The 17622-nt window shown below is 52.3% G+C and carries 15 protein-coding genes; 7 read left to right on the top strand and 8 right to left on the bottom strand.

All coding sequences use genetic code 11. The features are described 5' to 3' along the window. Positions 1 to 19 precede the first annotated feature (19 nt). Positions 20 to 1090, bottom strand: a complete 1071-nt coding sequence (sohB, locus tag ACK3CJ_RS08310; protein ID WP_409525968.1) for a protease SohB — start codon at positions 1088 to 1090, stop codon at positions 20 to 22. Positions 1091 to 1361: 271 nt separating this feature from the next. Between sohB and ACK3CJ_RS08305 the strand changes: the two genes are divergently transcribed. Then, entirely contained in the window at positions 1362 to 1691 is a 330-nt protein-coding gene (locus ACK3CJ_RS08305) for an SCP2 sterol-binding domain-containing protein (protein WP_409525967.1), read from the top strand. On the opposite strand, the gene nudC is transcribed toward ACK3CJ_RS08305, so the two are convergent. The 4 genes from nudC to ACK3CJ_RS08285 are packed head-to-tail and all read right to left on the bottom strand — an operon-like array spanning position 1675 to position 4379. Further along, entirely contained in the window at positions 1675 to 2457 is a 783-nt protein-coding gene (gene nudC, locus ACK3CJ_RS08300; protein ID WP_409525966.1) for an NAD(+) diphosphatase, read from the bottom strand. The two genes, ACK3CJ_RS08305 and nudC, sit on opposite strands and share 17 nt — an antisense overlap. Continuing rightward, positions 2454 to 3176, bottom strand: a complete 723-nt coding sequence (gene dnaQ, locus ACK3CJ_RS08295; protein ID WP_409525965.1) for a DNA polymerase III subunit epsilon — start codon at positions 3174 to 3176, stop codon at positions 2454 to 2456. Before dnaQ ends, nudC begins: the two co-directional genes overlap by 4 nt. Further along, complete coding sequence (rnhA, locus tag ACK3CJ_RS08290) at positions 3157 to 3621, bottom strand: ribonuclease HI (protein ID WP_409525964.1); 465 nt, start codon at positions 3619 to 3621, stop codon at positions 3157 to 3159. Before rnhA ends, dnaQ begins: the two co-directional genes overlap by 20 nt. Continuing rightward, the gene (locus ACK3CJ_RS08285) at positions 3618 to 4379 is read right to left on the bottom strand and encodes a class I SAM-dependent methyltransferase (protein WP_409525963.1); all 762 of its coding nucleotides are present in this window, start codon (positions 4377 to 4379) and stop codon (positions 3618 to 3620) included. Before ACK3CJ_RS08285 ends, rnhA begins: the two co-directional genes overlap by 4 nt. A gap of 126 nt (positions 4380 to 4505) precedes the next feature. Between ACK3CJ_RS08285 and gloB the strand changes: the two genes are divergently transcribed. From gloB to ACK3CJ_RS08255, 6 genes are all read left to right on the top strand, one after another. Beyond that, entirely contained in the window at positions 4506 to 5276 is a 771-nt protein-coding gene (gene gloB, locus ACK3CJ_RS08280; protein WP_409525962.1) for a hydroxyacylglutathione hydrolase, read from the top strand. Between the two features lie 175 nt (positions 5277 to 5451). Continuing rightward, positions 5452 to 6678: a transglycosylase SLT domain-containing protein gene (locus ACK3CJ_RS08275; RefSeq protein ID WP_409525961.1), complete on the top strand. Its 1227-nt coding sequence runs from the start codon at positions 5452 to 5454 to the stop codon at positions 6676 to 6678. A gap of 156 nt (positions 6679 to 6834) precedes the next feature. Beyond that, positions 6835 to 8706 (top strand): extracellular solute-binding protein, encoded by a 1872-nt coding sequence (locus tag ACK3CJ_RS08270; RefSeq protein ID WP_409525960.1) that lies wholly within the window; start codon positions 6835 to 6837, stop codon positions 8704 to 8706. An 84-nt stretch (positions 8707 to 8790) separates the two neighbouring features. Next, on the top strand, positions 8791 to 9876 hold the full coding sequence (locus ACK3CJ_RS08265; RefSeq protein ID WP_409525959.1) for a microcin C ABC transporter permease YejB: 1086 nt from the start codon (positions 8791 to 8793) through the stop codon (positions 9874 to 9876). A 12-nt stretch (positions 9877 to 9888) separates the two neighbouring features. Further along, entirely contained in the window at positions 9889 to 10911 is a 1023-nt protein-coding gene (locus ACK3CJ_RS08260; RefSeq protein ID WP_409525958.1) for an ABC transporter permease, read from the top strand. After that, positions 10883 to 12574 carry an ABC transporter ATP-binding protein gene (locus ACK3CJ_RS08255; protein WP_409525957.1) on the top strand — a complete coding sequence of 564 codons (1692 nt, stop codon included), beginning with the start codon at positions 10883 to 10885 and terminating at the stop codon, positions 12572 to 12574. The genes ACK3CJ_RS08260 and ACK3CJ_RS08255 overlap by 29 nt, the downstream gene beginning before the upstream one ends. 69 nt (positions 12575 to 12643) lie before the next feature. Here ACK3CJ_RS08255 and ACK3CJ_RS08250 read toward each other — a convergent pair whose 3' ends face one another. The 3 genes from ACK3CJ_RS08250 to lon form a co-directional block, all read right to left on the bottom strand. Further along, positions 12644 to 14530 (bottom strand): SurA N-terminal domain-containing protein, encoded by a 1887-nt coding sequence (locus tag ACK3CJ_RS08250; protein WP_409525956.1) that lies wholly within the window; start codon positions 14528 to 14530, stop codon positions 12644 to 12646. Between the two features lie 158 nt (positions 14531 to 14688). After that, a complete protein-coding gene (locus ACK3CJ_RS08245; RefSeq protein ID WP_409525955.1) occupies positions 14689 to 14964 on the bottom strand; it encodes an HU family DNA-binding protein in 276 nt (91 codons plus the stop codon). A gap of 144 nt (positions 14965 to 15108) precedes the next feature. After that, positions 15109 to 17538: an endopeptidase La gene (gene lon, locus ACK3CJ_RS08240; RefSeq protein ID WP_409525954.1), complete on the bottom strand. Its 2430-nt coding sequence runs from the start codon at positions 17536 to 17538 to the stop codon at positions 15109 to 15111. Between the last annotated feature and the right edge of the window lie 84 nt (positions 17539 to 17622).

Below are 17622 nucleotides of genomic sequence, written 5' to 3'. Positions count from 1 at the left end.
ACGACAACAGATTACGCCTTCAGCGCATGAAAAAACGGGTTTGAGAAGCGCGTTGCCACCAGCGCAGCAGCACTTTGTCTGACGATTCTACCGCCAGCTCACTCAGCCGCTCCTGCAAACCGCGCCGCTGCTCGTAACGAACCTCGAACAGATCAGCGTTCTCAGAACACTTGAACAGGTATTCATCACTGGTCATCAGCTCATCAACGAGTTGGTGTTGCAATGCACGCTTGCCGAACCAGATCTCGCCAGTAGCAACCAGCCCGAGATCGAGCTGCGGGCGATAGTCGGAGACGAACTCCTTGAACAGGCAATGAATATCTTCAAGATCTTCCAGAAATTTCTCACGCCCCTTTTCAGTGTTTTCACCAAACACCGTCAGAGTGCGTTTGTATTCACCCGCTGTCAGCACCTCAACATCGATATCGTTCTTTTTCAGCAGACGGTGAAAATTAGGCAACTGCGCAACCACACCGATAGACCCCAGCACTGCAAAAGGCGCGGCTATCAGTTTATTGGCAATGCACGCCATCATATAGCCACCACTGGCAGCAACACGATCGACACAGATGGTCAATGGAATCTGCTTCCGCCGGATGCGTTCCAACTGAGATGCGGCAAAACCATAGTCATGCACAACACCACCGGGGCTCTCCAGTTTCAGCACTACCTCATCTTCAGGTCGCGCAAAACTGAGCACAGCGGTGACCTCTTCACGCAGCAGCTCCACTTCGGATGCCTGCATATCACCGTCAAAGCTGAGCACATAGATACGTTTACGCTCAGGAAGTTCATCCAGTTTGCCCTCTTTGGCAGCTTTTTTCCGAACCTTCGCTTCTGCCTTCTCTTTTTTGCGCTCAGCCTTTATCTGCTGTTTGAGTGTTTCCTCATCCAGTACGGCATGCTCAAGCTCATTGCGCATGTCCTGATAGCGATCATTGAGACTGCGTACTTCTACATGGCCTTCCTGTTGATGCTGCCGGCGTCTGTGTGCAATTGCGCCGACTACAGCAATCACCATCACAATCGCCAGTACCAGCGTCAGTGTTTTGGCCAGAAACAAACCGTACTGCATTAAAAAATCTACCACCGCACTCTCCCTTTACAATACGACCGATACGATACAACTGAGACTTATTGCCTTAACCGGCGCCCCACGTTCGCGCTATGATAAAAACTGCTGCTATGAATTGATATAGCTAGTTGTAAAGCTACTCATTGTCATCTGCCTGAGCACGCAACAAATCAGGCTTTCGATTTGCTTTCACAACTGCCGCGCGTTTATTCTTTCCACCCTTTGCTACACATACCTTTTTAACAACCCTTCCGGCGTGCTGCCGGTGCGACCAGGAAAGAGCTTCATGAGCGAACCGATTACTCTGGAAAAAGTCATCCGCAAATTTCCCGAACGCTTCAATGCAGATCAGGCCAAAGGGCTGCAGGCGGTTTTTCAGTTTCAGCTCAACGACAGTGAATCCTTTTACCTCGACATCAAAGATGACGCCTGTGTCAGTGAATATGGTGCACACCCAGATCCCGACATCACCCTGATCATGGATGAATCCACTTTCATTCAGGTGATATCCGGTGATCTGGATGGCATGAGCGCCTTCATGAAAGGCCAGCTGCGTGCCGAAGGTAATGTGATGCTCGCCACCAAGCTGGGTAAACTGTTCAGCCGGAAGAAGTAGCGTCCGGCATCGCCAGGTAATGATCGATCAACTGGCGTGAGATAGAGAAAGATGGTGGCATATCGGGCATCGCATCTCGCCGGAACCATCTGGCATCCAGTATTTCCACACCATCCGGCTTCAGTTCACCCGCCAGATGATCGGCAAAAAATCCGAGCATCAAAGCATGCGGAAATGGCCAGGACTGACTGGAGAAGAAGCGAATGTTACTCACCTCTATACCAACCTCCTCCCGAATTTCTCTGGCCACTGCCTGCTCAGCACTTTCTCCCGCTTCAATAAAGCCTGCCAGCGTACTGAATCGTCCGGGTGGGAAATTAGCACCGTTAGCCAGCAGGCACTCATCCCCACGCATCACCAGAACGATGATGCAGGGCGAAATACGTGGATACTGTGCCAGATCACAGGCAGGACACACCTTCGCCAGATCCTGATGGTGTACCAGCGTTTCGGTACCACAACGACCACAGTAACGGTGCTGGTCATGCCAGATGCTGAGCTGTGATGCGCGCGACAACAAGGCATAGGCGTACTCATCCTGTGCAGACAAAGATAGCAGACTGCGCAGATTACCTGCCTGCAGACCCGGCACATCATCCGTAGCAGGGATCAGCAGTTCAATATCAGTGTCGGCCAACTGATAGCGCGCCTCCATGACATCGCGCAACAGCTCATCATTGATCTGCTCATCACCTTCTCGCCAGAGATATTGCCCTGCTTCATCCGTATAGATGTTGCCCTGTCGTACAATCAGACGCTGTTTCATACCTCTCCTTGCTGCCCTTCGGCGCCAGCTCCCCAGTAGCGCTGACCGGACTTTTTCTCCAGCAGATCCAGAAAAGCCTCATGGGCTTTAAGCTCATCCTCACTCGCCCTGAGTACCGGAAGCACAAACTGACTGCCCACTTCTCGAATCAGTATTCGGGCTTCGTCATCGCTGTCATCAACATGCGCCAGGTGCAATGCGGTCTGCCCACCCGTCAGCATCAGATAGACGTCGGCCAGAATCTCCGAGTCAAGCAAGGCGCCATGTAACTGGCGATGAGAGTTATCAATACCATAACGCCGACACAAGGCATCAAGGCTGTTTTTCTGACCGGGATGCTTTTTCCTGGCCAGCTTCAAGGTGTCGGTGATCTGGCAGATATCTGCCATGCGCTCCTTGAAGCCATTACGCGCCAGCTCGGTATCCAGAAACCCGACATCGAAGGCCGCGTTATGGATGATCAGCTCTGCACCGCGCACAAACTCCAGAAATTCAGCCGCTTTCTCGACAAAACGGGGCTTATCCTGCAGGAAGTCATTGGTGATACCGTGAACGGCTATCGCCTCAGCCTCGACTTCACGATCAGGCTTCAGGTACTCATGATAGGTGCGTTTGGTGATACGACGTTTCACCATCTCCACGCAGCCTATTTCGATAATATTGTGACCCTGAGCCGGGTCTATACCGGTTGTTTCGGTATCAAGCACTATCTGACGCATAACTCTTCCGTTTTCCGCACTCATCTACACCCAGATTGGCCAGCTCATCAGCCCGCTCATTTCCCGGATGACCGCTATGACCCTTAACCCAGCGCCACTCCACCTGATGTCTGGCGGCCTGCTGGTCCAACTCTTGCCATAACTCCGCATTCTTGACCGGTTTTTTAGCAGCAGTTTTCCAGCCATTACGTTTCCAGCCATGAATCCACTGCATGATTCCCTGTCGCACATACTGAGAGTCAGTCGAAAGAATCACTTCACAGGGTTTCTTTAACTCCTTCAGCGCCATGATGGCCGCCATCAGCTCCATGCGGTTATTGGTAGTATCCGGCTCTCCACCAAAAAGCTCTCGCTTATGTTCACCATAGCTCATCAATACCCCCCAGCCGCCCGGCCCGGGGTTGCCCTTACAGGCTCCATCGGTATAGATTTCGACCTTATTCAAGTAGATTTTCCTCTGGCTGTCGGTTCTGCAACCGGAAAGGATATCAGCTTTCGCTGCCTTACAGCAGGCTTAAGTGGCGTCATTCCTGCCACATCCTTGCGCGCCAGAATCACCATCAGCCCACCACTGCAGGTTGGAGACTTCTCGCCCCAACGCTCCAGGAAAGCACAGCGCTCGCGCCATTTCTGACTGCTGACAGGTGGACGGTGATATCCAGACATGGACTTGAGTTCAGTCAACTCCAACAACCCAAGCCAATCCTGCAGGCGCCCATGACTCAGCGCGTGTGCATTCCAGGGCACCCCTTTCCGGCGTTTGAATCGACTCCACAGGCCCCAGAGACTGGCGGGGTTGAAACCGACAATCAACAGGTGTCCACCCGGTCGCACCACTCGCGCCGACTCGCGCAACACCTGATGCGGATTCTCTGAAAAATCCAGTGTGTGATGCAGAATCAACAGATCGACTTCGTTACTCAGCAACGGCAGTTCGGTGCTCAGCCCGACGATGCTGCTGAGTCCCATACCGAGCTCCAGACGTGGACATAATGTCACCTTGTGCGAGATGGGGCTGTCAGCATACAGCTGGTATCTGCAATCAAAGCCTATCTGGACCAGGTGGTATCCAAACAGGGTAGGCAGCAATTGACTCACCAGCTCCTGCTCGATCGCCAGAAACTCCTGACCGACCGGCGTGGAAAACCAGGCAGAGATATCGGAAACCAGCTTATCCGGGGGTATCAACTGTTCAAACTTCATGCCGTACTCGAGTCTAGGCGCGTTGGCGCTAATGGTAGCAATTTGATGTCATTTTAAGAAGCCACTCCTGTTTTGAGTTACACTTGGCTAATGACACACGCCAGCGGCGCAGGAGGAGAAAAGCCCATGTTCAAGGTTACACCCATTCCGGCATTCAACGACAACTATATATGGTTGATTCAAAAACCCGGATACGGTTCCGCAGTCGTTGACCCAGGTGATGCCGAACCTGTTTTGCGCTATCTGGAATCTCACGACCTGACGCTGGATGCCATTCTTATCACTCATCATCATGCTGATCATACCGGTGGTGTGCAAAAACTGCTGAGCCAATACCCAGTTCCGGTTTATGGCCCACACAACTCACCCTTTGGTGGCATTACACATCCATTGAAGAGCGGCGAAACACTCGAGCTGTTTGGCGAGCAACTGGAGATTCAAGAGGTCCCTGCTCATACACTGGATCATATCAGTTATTTCAAACCCGGCACTCAGCCCCAGCTCTTCTGTGGCGACACACTGTTTATGGCTGGCTGCGGCCGGCTGTTTGAAGGCACCGCAGCTCAGATGCTTAAGGCCATGAACTATTTCGACGCTCTGCCGGACAATACTGAAGTATATTGCACCCATGAATATACACTCTCCAACCTGGCTTTTGCGCAGGCCGTAGAGCCAGACAGTCAAGCCATAGCCGAGACGCTTGATCGCTGCAGAATACTGCGTGAAAAACAGAAGCCTACCCTGCCCTCCAACATTGCGCAGGAGCGTAACATCAACCCGTTTATGCGCACTTCGATCGACAAGGTCAGAAAAGCAGCCGAGGAGCGTGCAGGGAAAGCTCTGAGCTCCGATATTGACGTACTGGCCAGCCTGCGGGAGTGGAAAAATCAGTTCTGAAATACCGCTGATGAATAGCGCTTCTATCCCCTGTTTTTTCAAGGGCATTGCTTAAGGCTCAAAGCCTGTTACAATGCCCCGTTAAGTTTTCATTCAGTTTCATTTAAACCCATATTTGCAGGCAGCCTTTTTCAGGAGTCCCTGTTCAGCTCAACACTATAATCAGGTAACCGCTATGACCAATCGAGCTTGCGGGTTGATCTCGCTCGTTCTGTTCATTGCTCTCTCTGGCTGTTCGGCCAATGCTGAGCGATACACTGACGTCGAGCCAGTAAAGCAGGACACCCGCGCCGATAAACAGGTCGCACTGAACATTCCACACACCTTCCCGGTACGCTCTCGTCCAGTGGCGCGTTCCGCCCCGGCACCCGATATCTGGCAACTGACACGCAGCAATATGAAGCTGCCCATTGATGCCGATGACAGCCGCCTGAAGGATCAGCTTGACTGGCTACGCAAGAACCCGGAACACCTGGAACTGATCAGCGAGAATGCAAAGCCCTATTATTTTTATGTGCTGGATCAAGTACTCGAAAGAGGACTTCCCGCCGAGCTGGCCCTGCTGCCGATGATTGAGAGTGGTTACGACCCCTTTGCTCACTCACCGGGAGCGGCTGCCGGTCCATGGCAATTCATTCCAGGCACAGCAAGGCATTTCGGCCTGACCAGTAATGCCTGGTATGATGGTCGCCGCGATGTGATCGAATCCACCGAAGCCGCCCTGACCTATCTGGAGCAGCTGCATAAGCAGTTTGATGGTGATTGGTTGCTCGCCCTGGCGGCTTATAATGCCGGTGCAGGTACTGTATCCAGAGCGATGCGCCATAACCGTGAACATAACCTGCCCCAAGACTTCTGGTCACTTAACCTGCCAGCAGAAACCATGCGTCACGTCCCGAAACTGCTTGCAACAGCGCTCATAGTGCGTGATGCACGTGTTTATGATCTGAAGCTGGCGCACATCCCTGCCAAACCCTATTTCGCAGAAGTTGAAACCGATGGTCAGATTGATATGTCGCTTGTGGCTCAACTGGCGGATATAGACCTGGAAGAGCTACAGCGCCTTAATCCGGGATTCAGCCGTGCACTGACCGCTCCAAATGGTCCGCATAGATTGCTGGCACCGGTCGAGAGCGCAGAAAGCATGCAGCAGGCTGTCGAAACGCTGCAGTCCGAACAGTCTGAACAGCAACTCGAGCAGTTGGCTCAGGCAGTGGATGCGGGTGATATTGAAGTGCTGACCTATCGGATACGGCCCGGCGATTCTCTCTGGATGATTGCCAACCGCTTCAACGTCAGCATTAAAGACCTGACACGCTGGAACCGGATTGAGCCGAACACCGTATTACATCCGGGACAGCAACTGGCTCTCTATCTTGCCCAGCGTGATGGCACGAGCTGAATAACAACTCCCCTCCCGCGGGAACGATTCACACATATGACAGTCAGTTGCTGCTGAGCAGGAAAGGGTTTTTCAGCTAATACAGCACCAGCCCTTTCCCGCTGCATACAGATTGTCATAAGATGAAGCCCGTTATTCTGCCAGGAGGGTTCTGCTTTGCTACTGACTCAACAGCCACTGACTCAACAGCCATATTCCATTCGACGCCTTGCATTTGCAGTTCTCGGTGCGATGGCAGGTTCTATGCTGGCTTGCTCAATTGCAGCCGAGGAGCACAGCGCCTCCGAACTGATCAAGTCACACGCTTTCTCGATGCATGGCGAACCCAAGTACGGTCCCGACTTCACACACTTTGACTATGTAAACCCGGATGCTCCGAAGGGTGGACATATGGTGATGTCGGCCATCGGCACCTATGATAATTTTCACCGCTACGCGCAGCGTGGGTCTGCTGCCGTCAACAGCTCCGAATTCTATGACACCCTGATGATCGGCAGCGATGACGAAATTGATGTTTATTACCCTCTGATTGCTGAATCGCTGGAGTATCCGGAAGACTATACCTCTGTGATTTTCAATCTGAATCCAGACGCCCGCCATCAGGATGGTGAACCGATCACAGCGGATGATGTTACCTTCTCTTTCAACAAGTTCATGACTGAAGGCGTGCCCCAGTTCCGCTCATATTATGCGGGCGTAACAGATGCAGAAGTAATCACTCCACAACGCGTGAAATTCACTTTTTCAGGCCCGAACAAAGACTATATTGCCGGCCTGGCTCGCCTCGTGATTCTGCCAAAACACTATTGGGAAACACGTGATTTTGCAGAGCCACTGAATGAAATCCCACTTGGCAGCGGCCCCTACACAGTCACTGATTTTTCGATGGGTCAGAATGTCACTTACAAGCGCCTTGACGATTACTGGGCTGCAGATCTGCCCAGCCGCAAGGGGTCACTGAACTTCTCCACTGTCCGTTATGACTACTATCGTGACTCGACAGTTGCGCTGGAAGCCTTCAAGGCCGGTGAGTATGACTTCCGCCAGGAAAGCTCTGCCCGTCAATGGGTGCAAGACTATACAGGCCCGGCATTCACCCGTGGCGATATCAAAATGGAAGAGCTGCCACATCAGATCCCTCAAGGCATGCAGGCTTTCACCTTCAACATCCAACGCGATCTGTTCAGCGATCGCAGAGTTCGCCAGGCATTGAACTTTGCACTGGATTTCGAATGGATGAACAAGAATCTGTTCTACGATCAATATGAACGCAACACCAGCTACTTCCAGAACACGCCTTATATGGCCAGCGGCAAGCCTGAAGGGTTGGAGCTGGAGCTACTGGAAACCTACCGCGACCGCCTGCCTGAAGAGGTGTTCGGTGAGGTCTGGACTCCCAACGAAACAGACGGCAGTGGCAATCTGCGCCGCGAAACGCGACAGGCACTGGCCCTTCTGAAAGAAGCAGGCTGGGAGCTGCGCAATCAACAGCTCACGCATGTTGAGAGTGGTCAGCGTTTCGAGTTTGAGCTGCTGATCAACAGCCCGACGGATGAGCGCGTTGCATTGCCACTGCAGCGAAACATGGAGCGTCTCGGGATCAAGATGAATATCCGCCTGGTAGATCCAACCCAGTTCATCAATCGCCTCCGCTCACGCGACTTCGACATGATCGCCCGTGGCTACAGCGCATTGGCCTACCCCAGTGTCAGCATGCGCATCCTGTTTCAGTCCGCATTCATCGACTCGACCTGGAACACTGCCGGCATTGAGGATGAAGTGATCGACTCACTGATTGAAGAGATCATCGCCGCTCAGGAGGATGAGGAAAAGCTGCTGGCATATGGACGCGCTTTTGACAGGATCGCACGCTGGAACTTCTATGTGATGCCCCAGTGGCACAGCAACCTGTTCCGTATCGCTTACTGGGATAGATTTTCCCGCCCGGAGACACGCCCAGACTATGAGTTGGGGCTGGATACCTGGTGGTATGATGAGGAGAAAGCGTCAGGAATCACTCGACGCTAATCATTGCAGAGATGGTAAATCCAGTATGATTGATCATCGCTGCAATGCAACTAACAGTACAATACCCGAACCAAGGAATCGTGCATGGCCGCGTATGCAATCCGCCGTTTACTGCTGATTATTCCGACACTGCTGGCTATCATTACGCTTAATTTTTTCATCATTCAAGCAGCTCCAGGCGGTCCAGTTGACCAGATGCTGGCCAGCATGGCCGGGATTGACAGTGGTGTACTGGATCGCGTCACCGATGGTGCCGGAGGCGAAGTCGGGGCTGGCAGCTCGAGAGGATCTGGTGAAAGCCGTGGTGCACGAGGGCTCGACGCCGAGGTAATTGCAGAGATTGAAGCCCGCTTTGGCTTCGATAAACCTCTGCATGAGCGCTACTTCAAAATGCTGGGGGACTATATCACCTTCAATTTCGGTGACAGCCTGTTTCGTGCGCGCTCAGTGATTGATCTGATCGTGGAGAGGCTGCCCGTTTCTATTTCGCTCGGGTTATGGAGCACACTGATCATCTATCTGATCTCGATTCCGCTGGGTATTCGTAAGGCGGTCAAGCACCACTCCAAGTTTGATGTCTGGACCAGTTGGGTGATCGTTATAGGCAACGCGATTCCGGCCTTCCTGTTTGCGATTCTGTTGATCATCCTGTTTGCCGGTGGCTCCTACTTCAACTGGTTCCCTTTGCGTGGACTGGTGTCCCAGAACTTTGATGAGCTGCTCTGGTATCAGAAGATTTTCGATTACTTCTGGCATATGGCTCTGCCTGTTCTGGCACTGGTGATCGGCGGTTTTGCCGGGCTGACCATGCTGACCAAGAACTCGTTTCTGGATGAGATCAACAAGCAGTACGTGATGACAGCACGCGCCAAAGGCGCTACCGAAAAAAGTATTCTTTATCGCCACGTGTTCCGTAACGGCATGCTGATCATTATTGCGGGTTTTCCGGCAGCCTTTATCGGTATCTTTTTTACTGGTGCACTGCTGATCGAGATTATCTTTTCACTGGAGGGGTTAGGCCTGCTCGGATTCGAGGCCATTGTTCAACGTGACTATCCGGTCGTGTTTGCCTCGCTCTATATCTTCAGCCTGCTCGGTCTCGTGATCGGCATTCTGACCGATCTGGCTTATACCTGGGTTGACCCTCGTATCGACTTTGAATCACGGTAACAGGAGCTGTCTGTGCAGTTGAGCCCTATCAATCAGGAAAGGTGGCGTCGATTTCGAAAAAATCGCCGCGGTTACTGGAGCCTCTGGGTATTTCTGGTGCTGTTCATGCTCAGCCTGCTTGCGGACTTTATCGCTAATGAGTCCCCGATCATGGTGCGCTATCAGAACCAGAACTACTTTCCGATCTTCACTACTTACTCGGAGCTGGAGTTCGGTGGCGAGTTTGATCTCGCGGCCGACTATCGGGATCCATACCTGGCCGAAATCATAAAAGAAGATGGCTGGATGATCTGGCCTCTGATCCGTTACAACTATCGCACCATCAACTACGATCTGCCCTCACCGGCCCCGAGTGCACCGACCTGGGATAACTGGCTGGGAACGGATGATCGTGGGCGCGATGTCGTCGCCCGACTGCTCTATGGGTTTCGCATATCGGTGATCTTCGGCTTTGCACTGACCCTGCTATCTTCGGTTGTCGGCATCACGCTGGGCGTGATTCAGGGCTTTTACGGCGGAAAAGTGGATCTGATCGGGCAACGCATGATCGAGGTCTGGTCCAGCATGCCCTCCTTCTTCATCCTGATCATCGTTGCCAGCCTGTTGCAGCCGACTTTTTTCATCCTGCTGGCGATCCTACTACTGTTCAGTTGGATGAGCCTGGTGGGATTTGTACGCGCTGAGTCTCTGCGCGCCAGAAACTTCGAGTATGTTCAGGCCGCTCGAGCACTTGGACTCAACAATACGGCCATCATGTTCCGTCACGTACTGCCCAACGCTTTAGTGGCCACGGTCACCTTCCTGCCATTTATTCTGGCCGGCTCAGTCACAACACTGACGTCACTGGATTTTCTGGGCTTTGGCCTGCCACCAGGCTCGCCCTCGCTGGGTGAAATGGTGAATCAGGGCAAAACCAACCTGCGCGCGCCCTGGATCGGCATATCCGTTTTCATCACCTTGTCCCTGCTCCTGACCCTGCTGGTATTCATCGGAGAAGCAGTACGTGATGCCTTTGACCCCAACCGGACACGCTGACGGCCCGAATATGAATGAAGAGCAGATGAGTGGAAAACAGATGACTGAAGAACTGATTCATATTCAGAATCTTTCGATCGCGTTCGAGCAGGAGAACACCCTGACAACGGTCGTCTCCAATGTCAGCCTGAGTATCGGCAAAGGTGAGATTCTCGGCTTGGTCGGCGAAAGCGGTTCGGGCAAATCCGTCACAGCACAGTCTCTGATGCGCCTGCTGCCGGAGCCCCCTGTCGTTTATCAAAGCGGTGAAATCATCTATCAGGGCAAAGATATCCTGACGCTACCGGAACCTGAACTGCGCTTCTTGCGCGGCCACAAGATCAGTATGATTTTTCAGGAACCGATGACCAGCCTCAACCCTCTGCATAACATCGAAAAACAGCTCTCTGAGGCAGTTTTTCTTCACAGTGGTGATACCGGGCACGCTGCCAGAGCCAAAGTGCTGGACTGGCTTAACCGGGTCGGGTTGCGTGATGCAGAGAAACGACTCAAAGCCCTGCCACACGAATTGAGCGGCGGCGAACGTCAGCGCGTCATGATCGCCATGGCACTGATCAACGAACCAGACCTGCTGATTGCTGACGAACCCACAACCGCTCTGGATGTCACCATTCAGGCACAGGTACTGAGGCTTATTCTGCAATTACAGAAAGACCTTGGCATGTCCGTGCTGTTTATCACCCATGATCTGGGTATTGTGCATCAGATGGCTGACCGTGTGGCTATCATGCAGCAGGGCAAGATCGTGGAAGTGGGCGAGACCGAGGCACTCTTTCGCAACCCTGAGCATCCTTATACTCGAAAACTGCTCAGCTCCGAACCTTCCGGCTCCCCTGTTCCAGTGCCAGACAACGCCCCCATTGCACTTGAAGCAGATGACCTTAAGGTCTGGTTCGCAATGAAGAAAGGCGTACTGAAACGCGTCTATGATCACGTCAAAGCGGTGGATGGCATCAGTTTGAGTATCCGCAAGGGTGAAACGCTGGGCATAGTGGGTGAAAGCGGTTCCGGCAAGACAACACTTGCTCGTGCACTGTTACGCCTGATTCCAAGCGTTGGTCGGATCGGATATGTCGGACCGGATATGAACAGACTGGATCTGAATCAGCTTAATCATCGTCAGATGCGCCCATTGCGGCGCAATCTGCAGATCATTTTTCAGGATCCTTACGGCAGCCTCAGCCCCCGCATGTCGGTGGCACAGATTATCGCCGAGGGGCTTCATGTGCATGAGAAGCTGAGTAATGAGGAGGTGGAAGCGCGCGTCATCGCTGCCATGCAAGCGGTACAACTGGATCCCGAATCACGCAACCGCTATCCCAACGCCTTCTCAGGCGGCCAGCGTCAGCGCATAGCGATCGCACGAGCACTGATTCTGAATCCTAGCCTGTTGGTACTGGATGAACCGACATCGGCGCTGGATCGCTCCGTACAGAAAGAGATTATTGATCTACTCAAGGCTCTTCAGCAGGAGCATCAGTTGAGCTACCTGTTTGTCAGTCATGATCTGACAGTAGTCAGAGCCATGAGCCATCGCATCATGATTATGCAGGCTGGAAAGGTAGTGGAAACAGGGCAGGCAGAGCGGATCTTCACTCAGCCCGTTCAGGAGTACACCAGGAAGCTGATAGCAGCCATCCCATCCATGCATAGCAGCCTCTGAATCTGAGAAATAAAAAAGCCCCCAGCGCGCTGTATGAAGCGCTCTGGGGGCTTATTTTTTTAATCCAGATTATCTCCGTTCAATAGTCGCTGAGTCTCTCAGCGAATTGAAACGACTCTGGTAGTCCATCTCACCAAGACGTGAAGCCAGCATAGAGGCCATCATTCTGATCTCTTCATCGCTCAGATCAGACTCACCCGCATGCACGGCATCCAACCTGACAATCGCAAGATTACCATTGGACAGAGTCACACTGTCATACATTGGCTTTTGCTGATTGCCACCATAGGGCAGAGAGAAAGCTTTCTGAAGAACGTTGACAGGCACATCCCGCGCATCGCGCTGCAACCCGGTGAACTCAGACCAGCTCTGCTCCGGGGCCAGCCTGTCAAGCGGCTCGCCACTTCGCAAACCTTCCAGCCACTGAGCGATCTGCTCGGTCAACTGAGCCTGAGCCATCTCGACCAGAAGCGATTGCTCCAACGTATCGCGCACCTCTTCAAACGTCAACTGACGTGAAGGCAGGTGCTCTTTGACACGCACCACAACGGCTGTTCCCGTATCCAACTCAATCGGCAGGCTGTTCAGGCGCTCACCCAGCAGATCACCACTGAATGCCGCTGTTCTGACACGCAGATCTCCTGCGACACGACCCTCGCCTACTTCACGAGTCAGAGGTTCAGTTGTGCGGATATCAAGACCCAGCTCCTCAGCCGGCACAATCAGATCAGCCGCTGAAAAGGAGATATCTGCAAGTTGCTCAAGGGCGGCAACATATTCAAGCTCCGCTTCACGCTCTGCAATCTCGGCACGCAGCTCAAACTGCTGCTCAGCAAAAGTGGGTGGTTCTGCCCTGCGCACTGCATTCAGACGAATCAGATGATAACCAAATTCAGTACGTACAGGTTCTGAGACAGCCCCCTCTTCGAGCCCAAACAAGGCGTTGTCAAAAGCGTCGGCAAAAACACCACGGGTGTTGAAACCCAGGCTTCCACCCGATGAAGCTGATCCGACATCGTCGGAAGACTCACGAGCGATTTCAGCAAAATCAGCACCCGCTCTGATTTCGTCCAACAACTCCTGTGCACGCGCCTGAGCAGCAGCGGCGTTGCGCTCTGAACCTATCTCAATCAGGATATGCTGTGCTTCACGCTCTTCCTGCTCACCGAAGGTTGCCAGCACCTGGTCATAGGCTGCTTCCAGCTGCTCCTGGCTGACACCTTCAAAATCAACAAACTGATCACGCTCCAGCAATACATACTCAAGCACAACCTGCTCTTCTGTCTGAAGACGTGGCGCCTCTCGATCATAGCGAGCCTGTACTGCATCAGCATCAACACTCAGATTTGCCAGCACATCGGCCAGAGACAGCTCGGTGTAGGCAAGGTCACGCGACTGCTGATCCATGGCAATGACACGCTGCACTTCTGAAGGCGTGGCAAAAGCAGAGAGAATATACGCAGCACGCTCCTGATTAAGCAGGGTTTCTATACGCAGAGCATCACGATACATCAGCGGTGTATAGCCTGAATTTCTCAGGATCGACTCAAACTGACTACGCTCAAAACGCCCATTCACCTGAAACTGAGGGGTAGATACGATCAGCTGATCAATCATCTCTTCAGAAAGATAAAGGCCTTGATTATCAGCTGACTGCTCCAGCAATGTCCGATCGATCAGCTCATCCAACACAAGTCTGTACAGTCGATTCTCATCCAGCAGGGCAGGATCAGCATCGGCGCCCATCTGAGTCAGAATCTGGCGACGCTGCAGCTCTATTCCACGCATAAGATCCTGACTACTGATATCTTCACCATTGACCTCTGCCGGCGCTCTTTCTGAAGAGCCCAGTCCGATCAATGACTCAACACCAAACAGCGCAAAGGTCAGAGCGATCAAACCCACGATCCCTTTGGCGATGATGCCTTTTGAGTTATCCCTTATCTTTTGAAGCATTGTTTGCCACACACCTTATTTCATATATACAAAAAAAGCGCACCCGGTAAGAATGCGCTTATTTTGACATGGAGCCCTGTCTATCAGTTGCCGGAAGGTGGTCATCTCCGTGCACGTAATATTCAAGGCCTCCTGTACTTAATCTGATGAGGGTCAGATTACTTGTTCACCGCATCTTTCAAAGCCTTACCTGGTTTAAAGGTAGGCAGAGTTGCTGCGGAAATTTCGATTGGAGCACCTGTCTGAGGATTGCGGCCTGTGCGAGCTGCACGCTCCTTGACAGAGAAGGTACCAAAACCTACCAGTGCTACTGACTCATTTTTCTGCAGAGCATCAGTAACAGCAGCCAGCGTTGCATCCAGAGCACGACTTGCAGCGGCCTTGGGAATATCAGCAGACGCTGCAATTGCATCGATTAGTTCAGACTTATTCACATTGTTCCCCTTATTGAATCATTATTTTGTTCTGTACTTTTTTCTGTTCTTAAAATTGTGCCAAGCGACCATTCATGCACTTTATACCAACTCGCAGAAACTGGTGTCAACTGACTGGAGCCCTTTTCTGCCGCGGGAAAGCGCTTAATGGGTACTGAGTGACCCAGGCTCTCCCTTGGTTGTACCTGAATCCTTGCTGACAACTTCAGCCTCTTCAGCCGAAAGTGGCTCCGGATGACGCACTAATGCTATCTCCAGAACCTCGTCAATCCATTTTACCGCTTTTATGTTGAGGTCTGCCTTAATGTTTTCAGGTATTTCCTTCAAATCACGACGGTTTTCATCCGGTATGATCACTGTCTTGATGCCACCACGGTGCGCAGCCAGCAGCTTTTCCTTCAGTCCACCGATCGGCAACACCTGCCCACGCAGCGTAATCTCACCGGTCATTGCCACATCCGAACGCACTGGAATTGCGGTCAGAGCTGAGACCAGGGCCGTACACATGCCGACACCGGCACTGGGACCATCCTTGGGTGTAGCACCTTCAGGCACATGGATATGAATATCATGCTTCTCGTGAAAATCAGGCTTGATACCAAGGCTCTGCGCACGGTAGCGCACCACCGTCATCGCCGCCTGAATCGACTCCTGCATCACATCGCCGAGCGATCCGGTTCTGATCTGCCGCCCCTTACCGGGAACAACAGCCGCCTCGATCGTCAGTATCTCACCACCCACCTGTGTCCAGGCAAGGCCCGTCACATGACCGATCAGATCCTCCTCTTCAGCTCTGCCATAGTTATGCTTGCGCACACCACAGAAGTACTCGAGATTTTCGGAGTTGATCACGGCGATTTTTTTCTCGAGACGTCCGAGTGATAGATCCTTGACCACCTTACGGCTTATCTTGGCTATCTCACGCTCAAGACCACGAACACCAGCCTCACGGGTATAATAACGGATCAGATCGATGATCGCTTCATCTTCAAAGCGAATTTCCTGATTTTTCAGCCCATTTTGCTTAATTTGTTTGGTAATCAGGTAATTCCGAGCAATATTGAGCTTCTCATCCTCGGTATATCCCGGAATTCTGATGATCTCCATGCGGTCAAGCAGTGGTCCGGGGATGTTCATCGAGTTGGAGGTACACACAAACAGTACATCCGACAGGTCGAAATCCACCTCTAGATAGTGATCATTGAAGGTGCTGTTCTGTTCAGGATCGAGCACTTCCAGCAAGGCAGATGCCGGATCACCACGATGATCCATACCCATCTTATCTATCTCGTCCAGCAAGAACAGCGGATTCTTCACACCAGCCTTGACGATTTTCTGCACCAACTTACCTGGCATGGAGCCGATGTAGGTACGGCGATGACCACGTATTTCAGCCTCGTCACGCACACCACCCAACGCCATACGCACATATTCGCGATTGGTGGCACGTGCAATCGAGCGACCCAGCGAAGTTTTACCCACACCAGGAGGTCCAACCAGGCAGAGAATAGGGCCCTTGAGCTTTTTCACTCGCTTCTGCACAGCAAGGTACTCAATGATGCGATCCTTGACCTCTTCCAGACCATAATGATCTTCATTGAGAATTTTCTCAGCACGCTGCATATCAAAACGCACTTTGGATCGCGTTTTCCAGGGAATCTGCAGCATCCAGTCGATATAACCCCGCACAACAGTCGCTTCGGCACTCATCGGCGACATCATGCGCAGCTTATTATGTTCTGCCAGCGTTTTAGTCAGAGCTTCTTCAGGCATTTCGGCCGCTTCTATGCGACGTTTCAGCTCTTCAAGATCCGTCGCGCCACTTTCATCAAGATCGCCCAACTCTTTCTGAATCGCCTTGATCTGCTCATTCAGATAGTATTCGCGCTGACTCTTCTCCATCTGCTTCTTGACGCGCCCACGGATGCGCTTTTCGACCTCAACCAGGTCAATTTCGGCTTCCATCTGGGACATCAGATATTCCAGACGCTGCCGCGTGCTGAGCATCTCCAGAACTTTCTGTTTGTCTTCAAGCTTGAGCGCCATGTGTGCGGCGATAGTGTCACCCAGACGACCGATATCATCGATATTCTGCAGTGAGCTGAGCACCTCACCGGGAATTTTCTTGTTGACCTGAATAAAGCGCTCAAACTGATCCATCGCCGTGCGCTTGTAGATATCGCTTTCGCTGCCACTGACATTTTCTGAATCCAGCTGCGACAGTGTGGAGACAAAATAGTCTTCCTGCTCCGTCATGCTCTTGATACCGGCGCGATACTCGCCTTCCACCAGCACCTTCACAGTACCGTCGGGCAGTTTGAGCATCTGAAGAACAGTTGCCACGGTACCAACATGGAACAGATCACCGGGAACTGGCTCATCTTCAGACGCATTTTTCTGGGCAACAAGCAGAATCTGCTTATCATTCATCATGGCCATATCCAGCGCATGGATAGACTTCTGACGACCGACAAACAACGGAATAACCATATGCGGATAAACCACGACATCACGCAATGGAAGTACGGGAAGCTCGATGGTCACTGCATCATCTTTTGCTTCGATATGATCCATAGTAGGGTTGCCTCTGTGCATAGCGGCTGGCCAGTGTGGGTAGCCGCAAGATAACTGTTAAACCTGATCCCTGATATTGATTAG

Origin of the sequence: Nitrincola salilacus (genome assembly GCF_046271865.1) — a bacterium.
GTDB classification, from domain to species: domain Bacteria; phylum Pseudomonadota; class Gammaproteobacteria; order Pseudomonadales; family Balneatricaceae; genus Nitrincola; species Nitrincola salilacus.
This window is presented reverse-complemented; position numbering and strand designations above follow the sequence as displayed.

Bases quoted from the DNA above. Each gene is read 5' to 3' on its own strand.
- ACK3CJ_RS08305 (WP_409525967.1), top strand. From the start codon at position 1,362: ATGAGCGAACCGATTACTCTGGAAAAAGTCATCCGCAAATTTCCCGAA.
- nudC (WP_409525966.1), bottom strand. From the start codon at position 2,457: ATGAAACAGCGTCTGATTGTACGACAGGGCAACATCTATACGGATGAA.
- dnaQ (WP_409525965.1), bottom strand. From the start codon at position 3,176: ATGCGTCAGATAGTGCTTGATACCGAAACAACCGGTATAGACCCGGCT.
- ACK3CJ_RS08285 (WP_409525963.1), bottom strand. From the start codon at position 4,379: ATGAAGTTTGAACAGTTGATACCCCCGGATAAGCTGGTTTCCGATATC.
- gloB (WP_409525962.1), top strand. From the start codon at position 4,506: ATGTTCAAGGTTACACCCATTCCGGCATTCAACGACAACTATATATGG.
- ACK3CJ_RS08275 (WP_409525961.1), top strand. From the start codon at position 5,452: ATGACCAATCGAGCTTGCGGGTTGATCTCGCTCGTTCTGTTCATTGCT.
- ACK3CJ_RS08265 (WP_409525959.1), top strand. From the start codon at position 8,791: ATGGCCGCGTATGCAATCCGCCGTTTACTGCTGATTATTCCGACACTG.
- ACK3CJ_RS08255 (WP_409525957.1), top strand. From the start codon at position 10,883: ATGCCTTTGACCCCAACCGGACACGCTGACGGCCCGAATATGAATGAA.
- ACK3CJ_RS08250 (WP_409525956.1), bottom strand. From the start codon at position 14,530: ATGCTTCAAAAGATAAGGGATAACTCAAAAGGCATCATCGCCAAAGGG.
- lon (WP_409525954.1), bottom strand. From the start codon at position 17,538: ATGGATCATATCGAAGCAAAAGATGATGCAGTGACCATCGAGCTTCCC.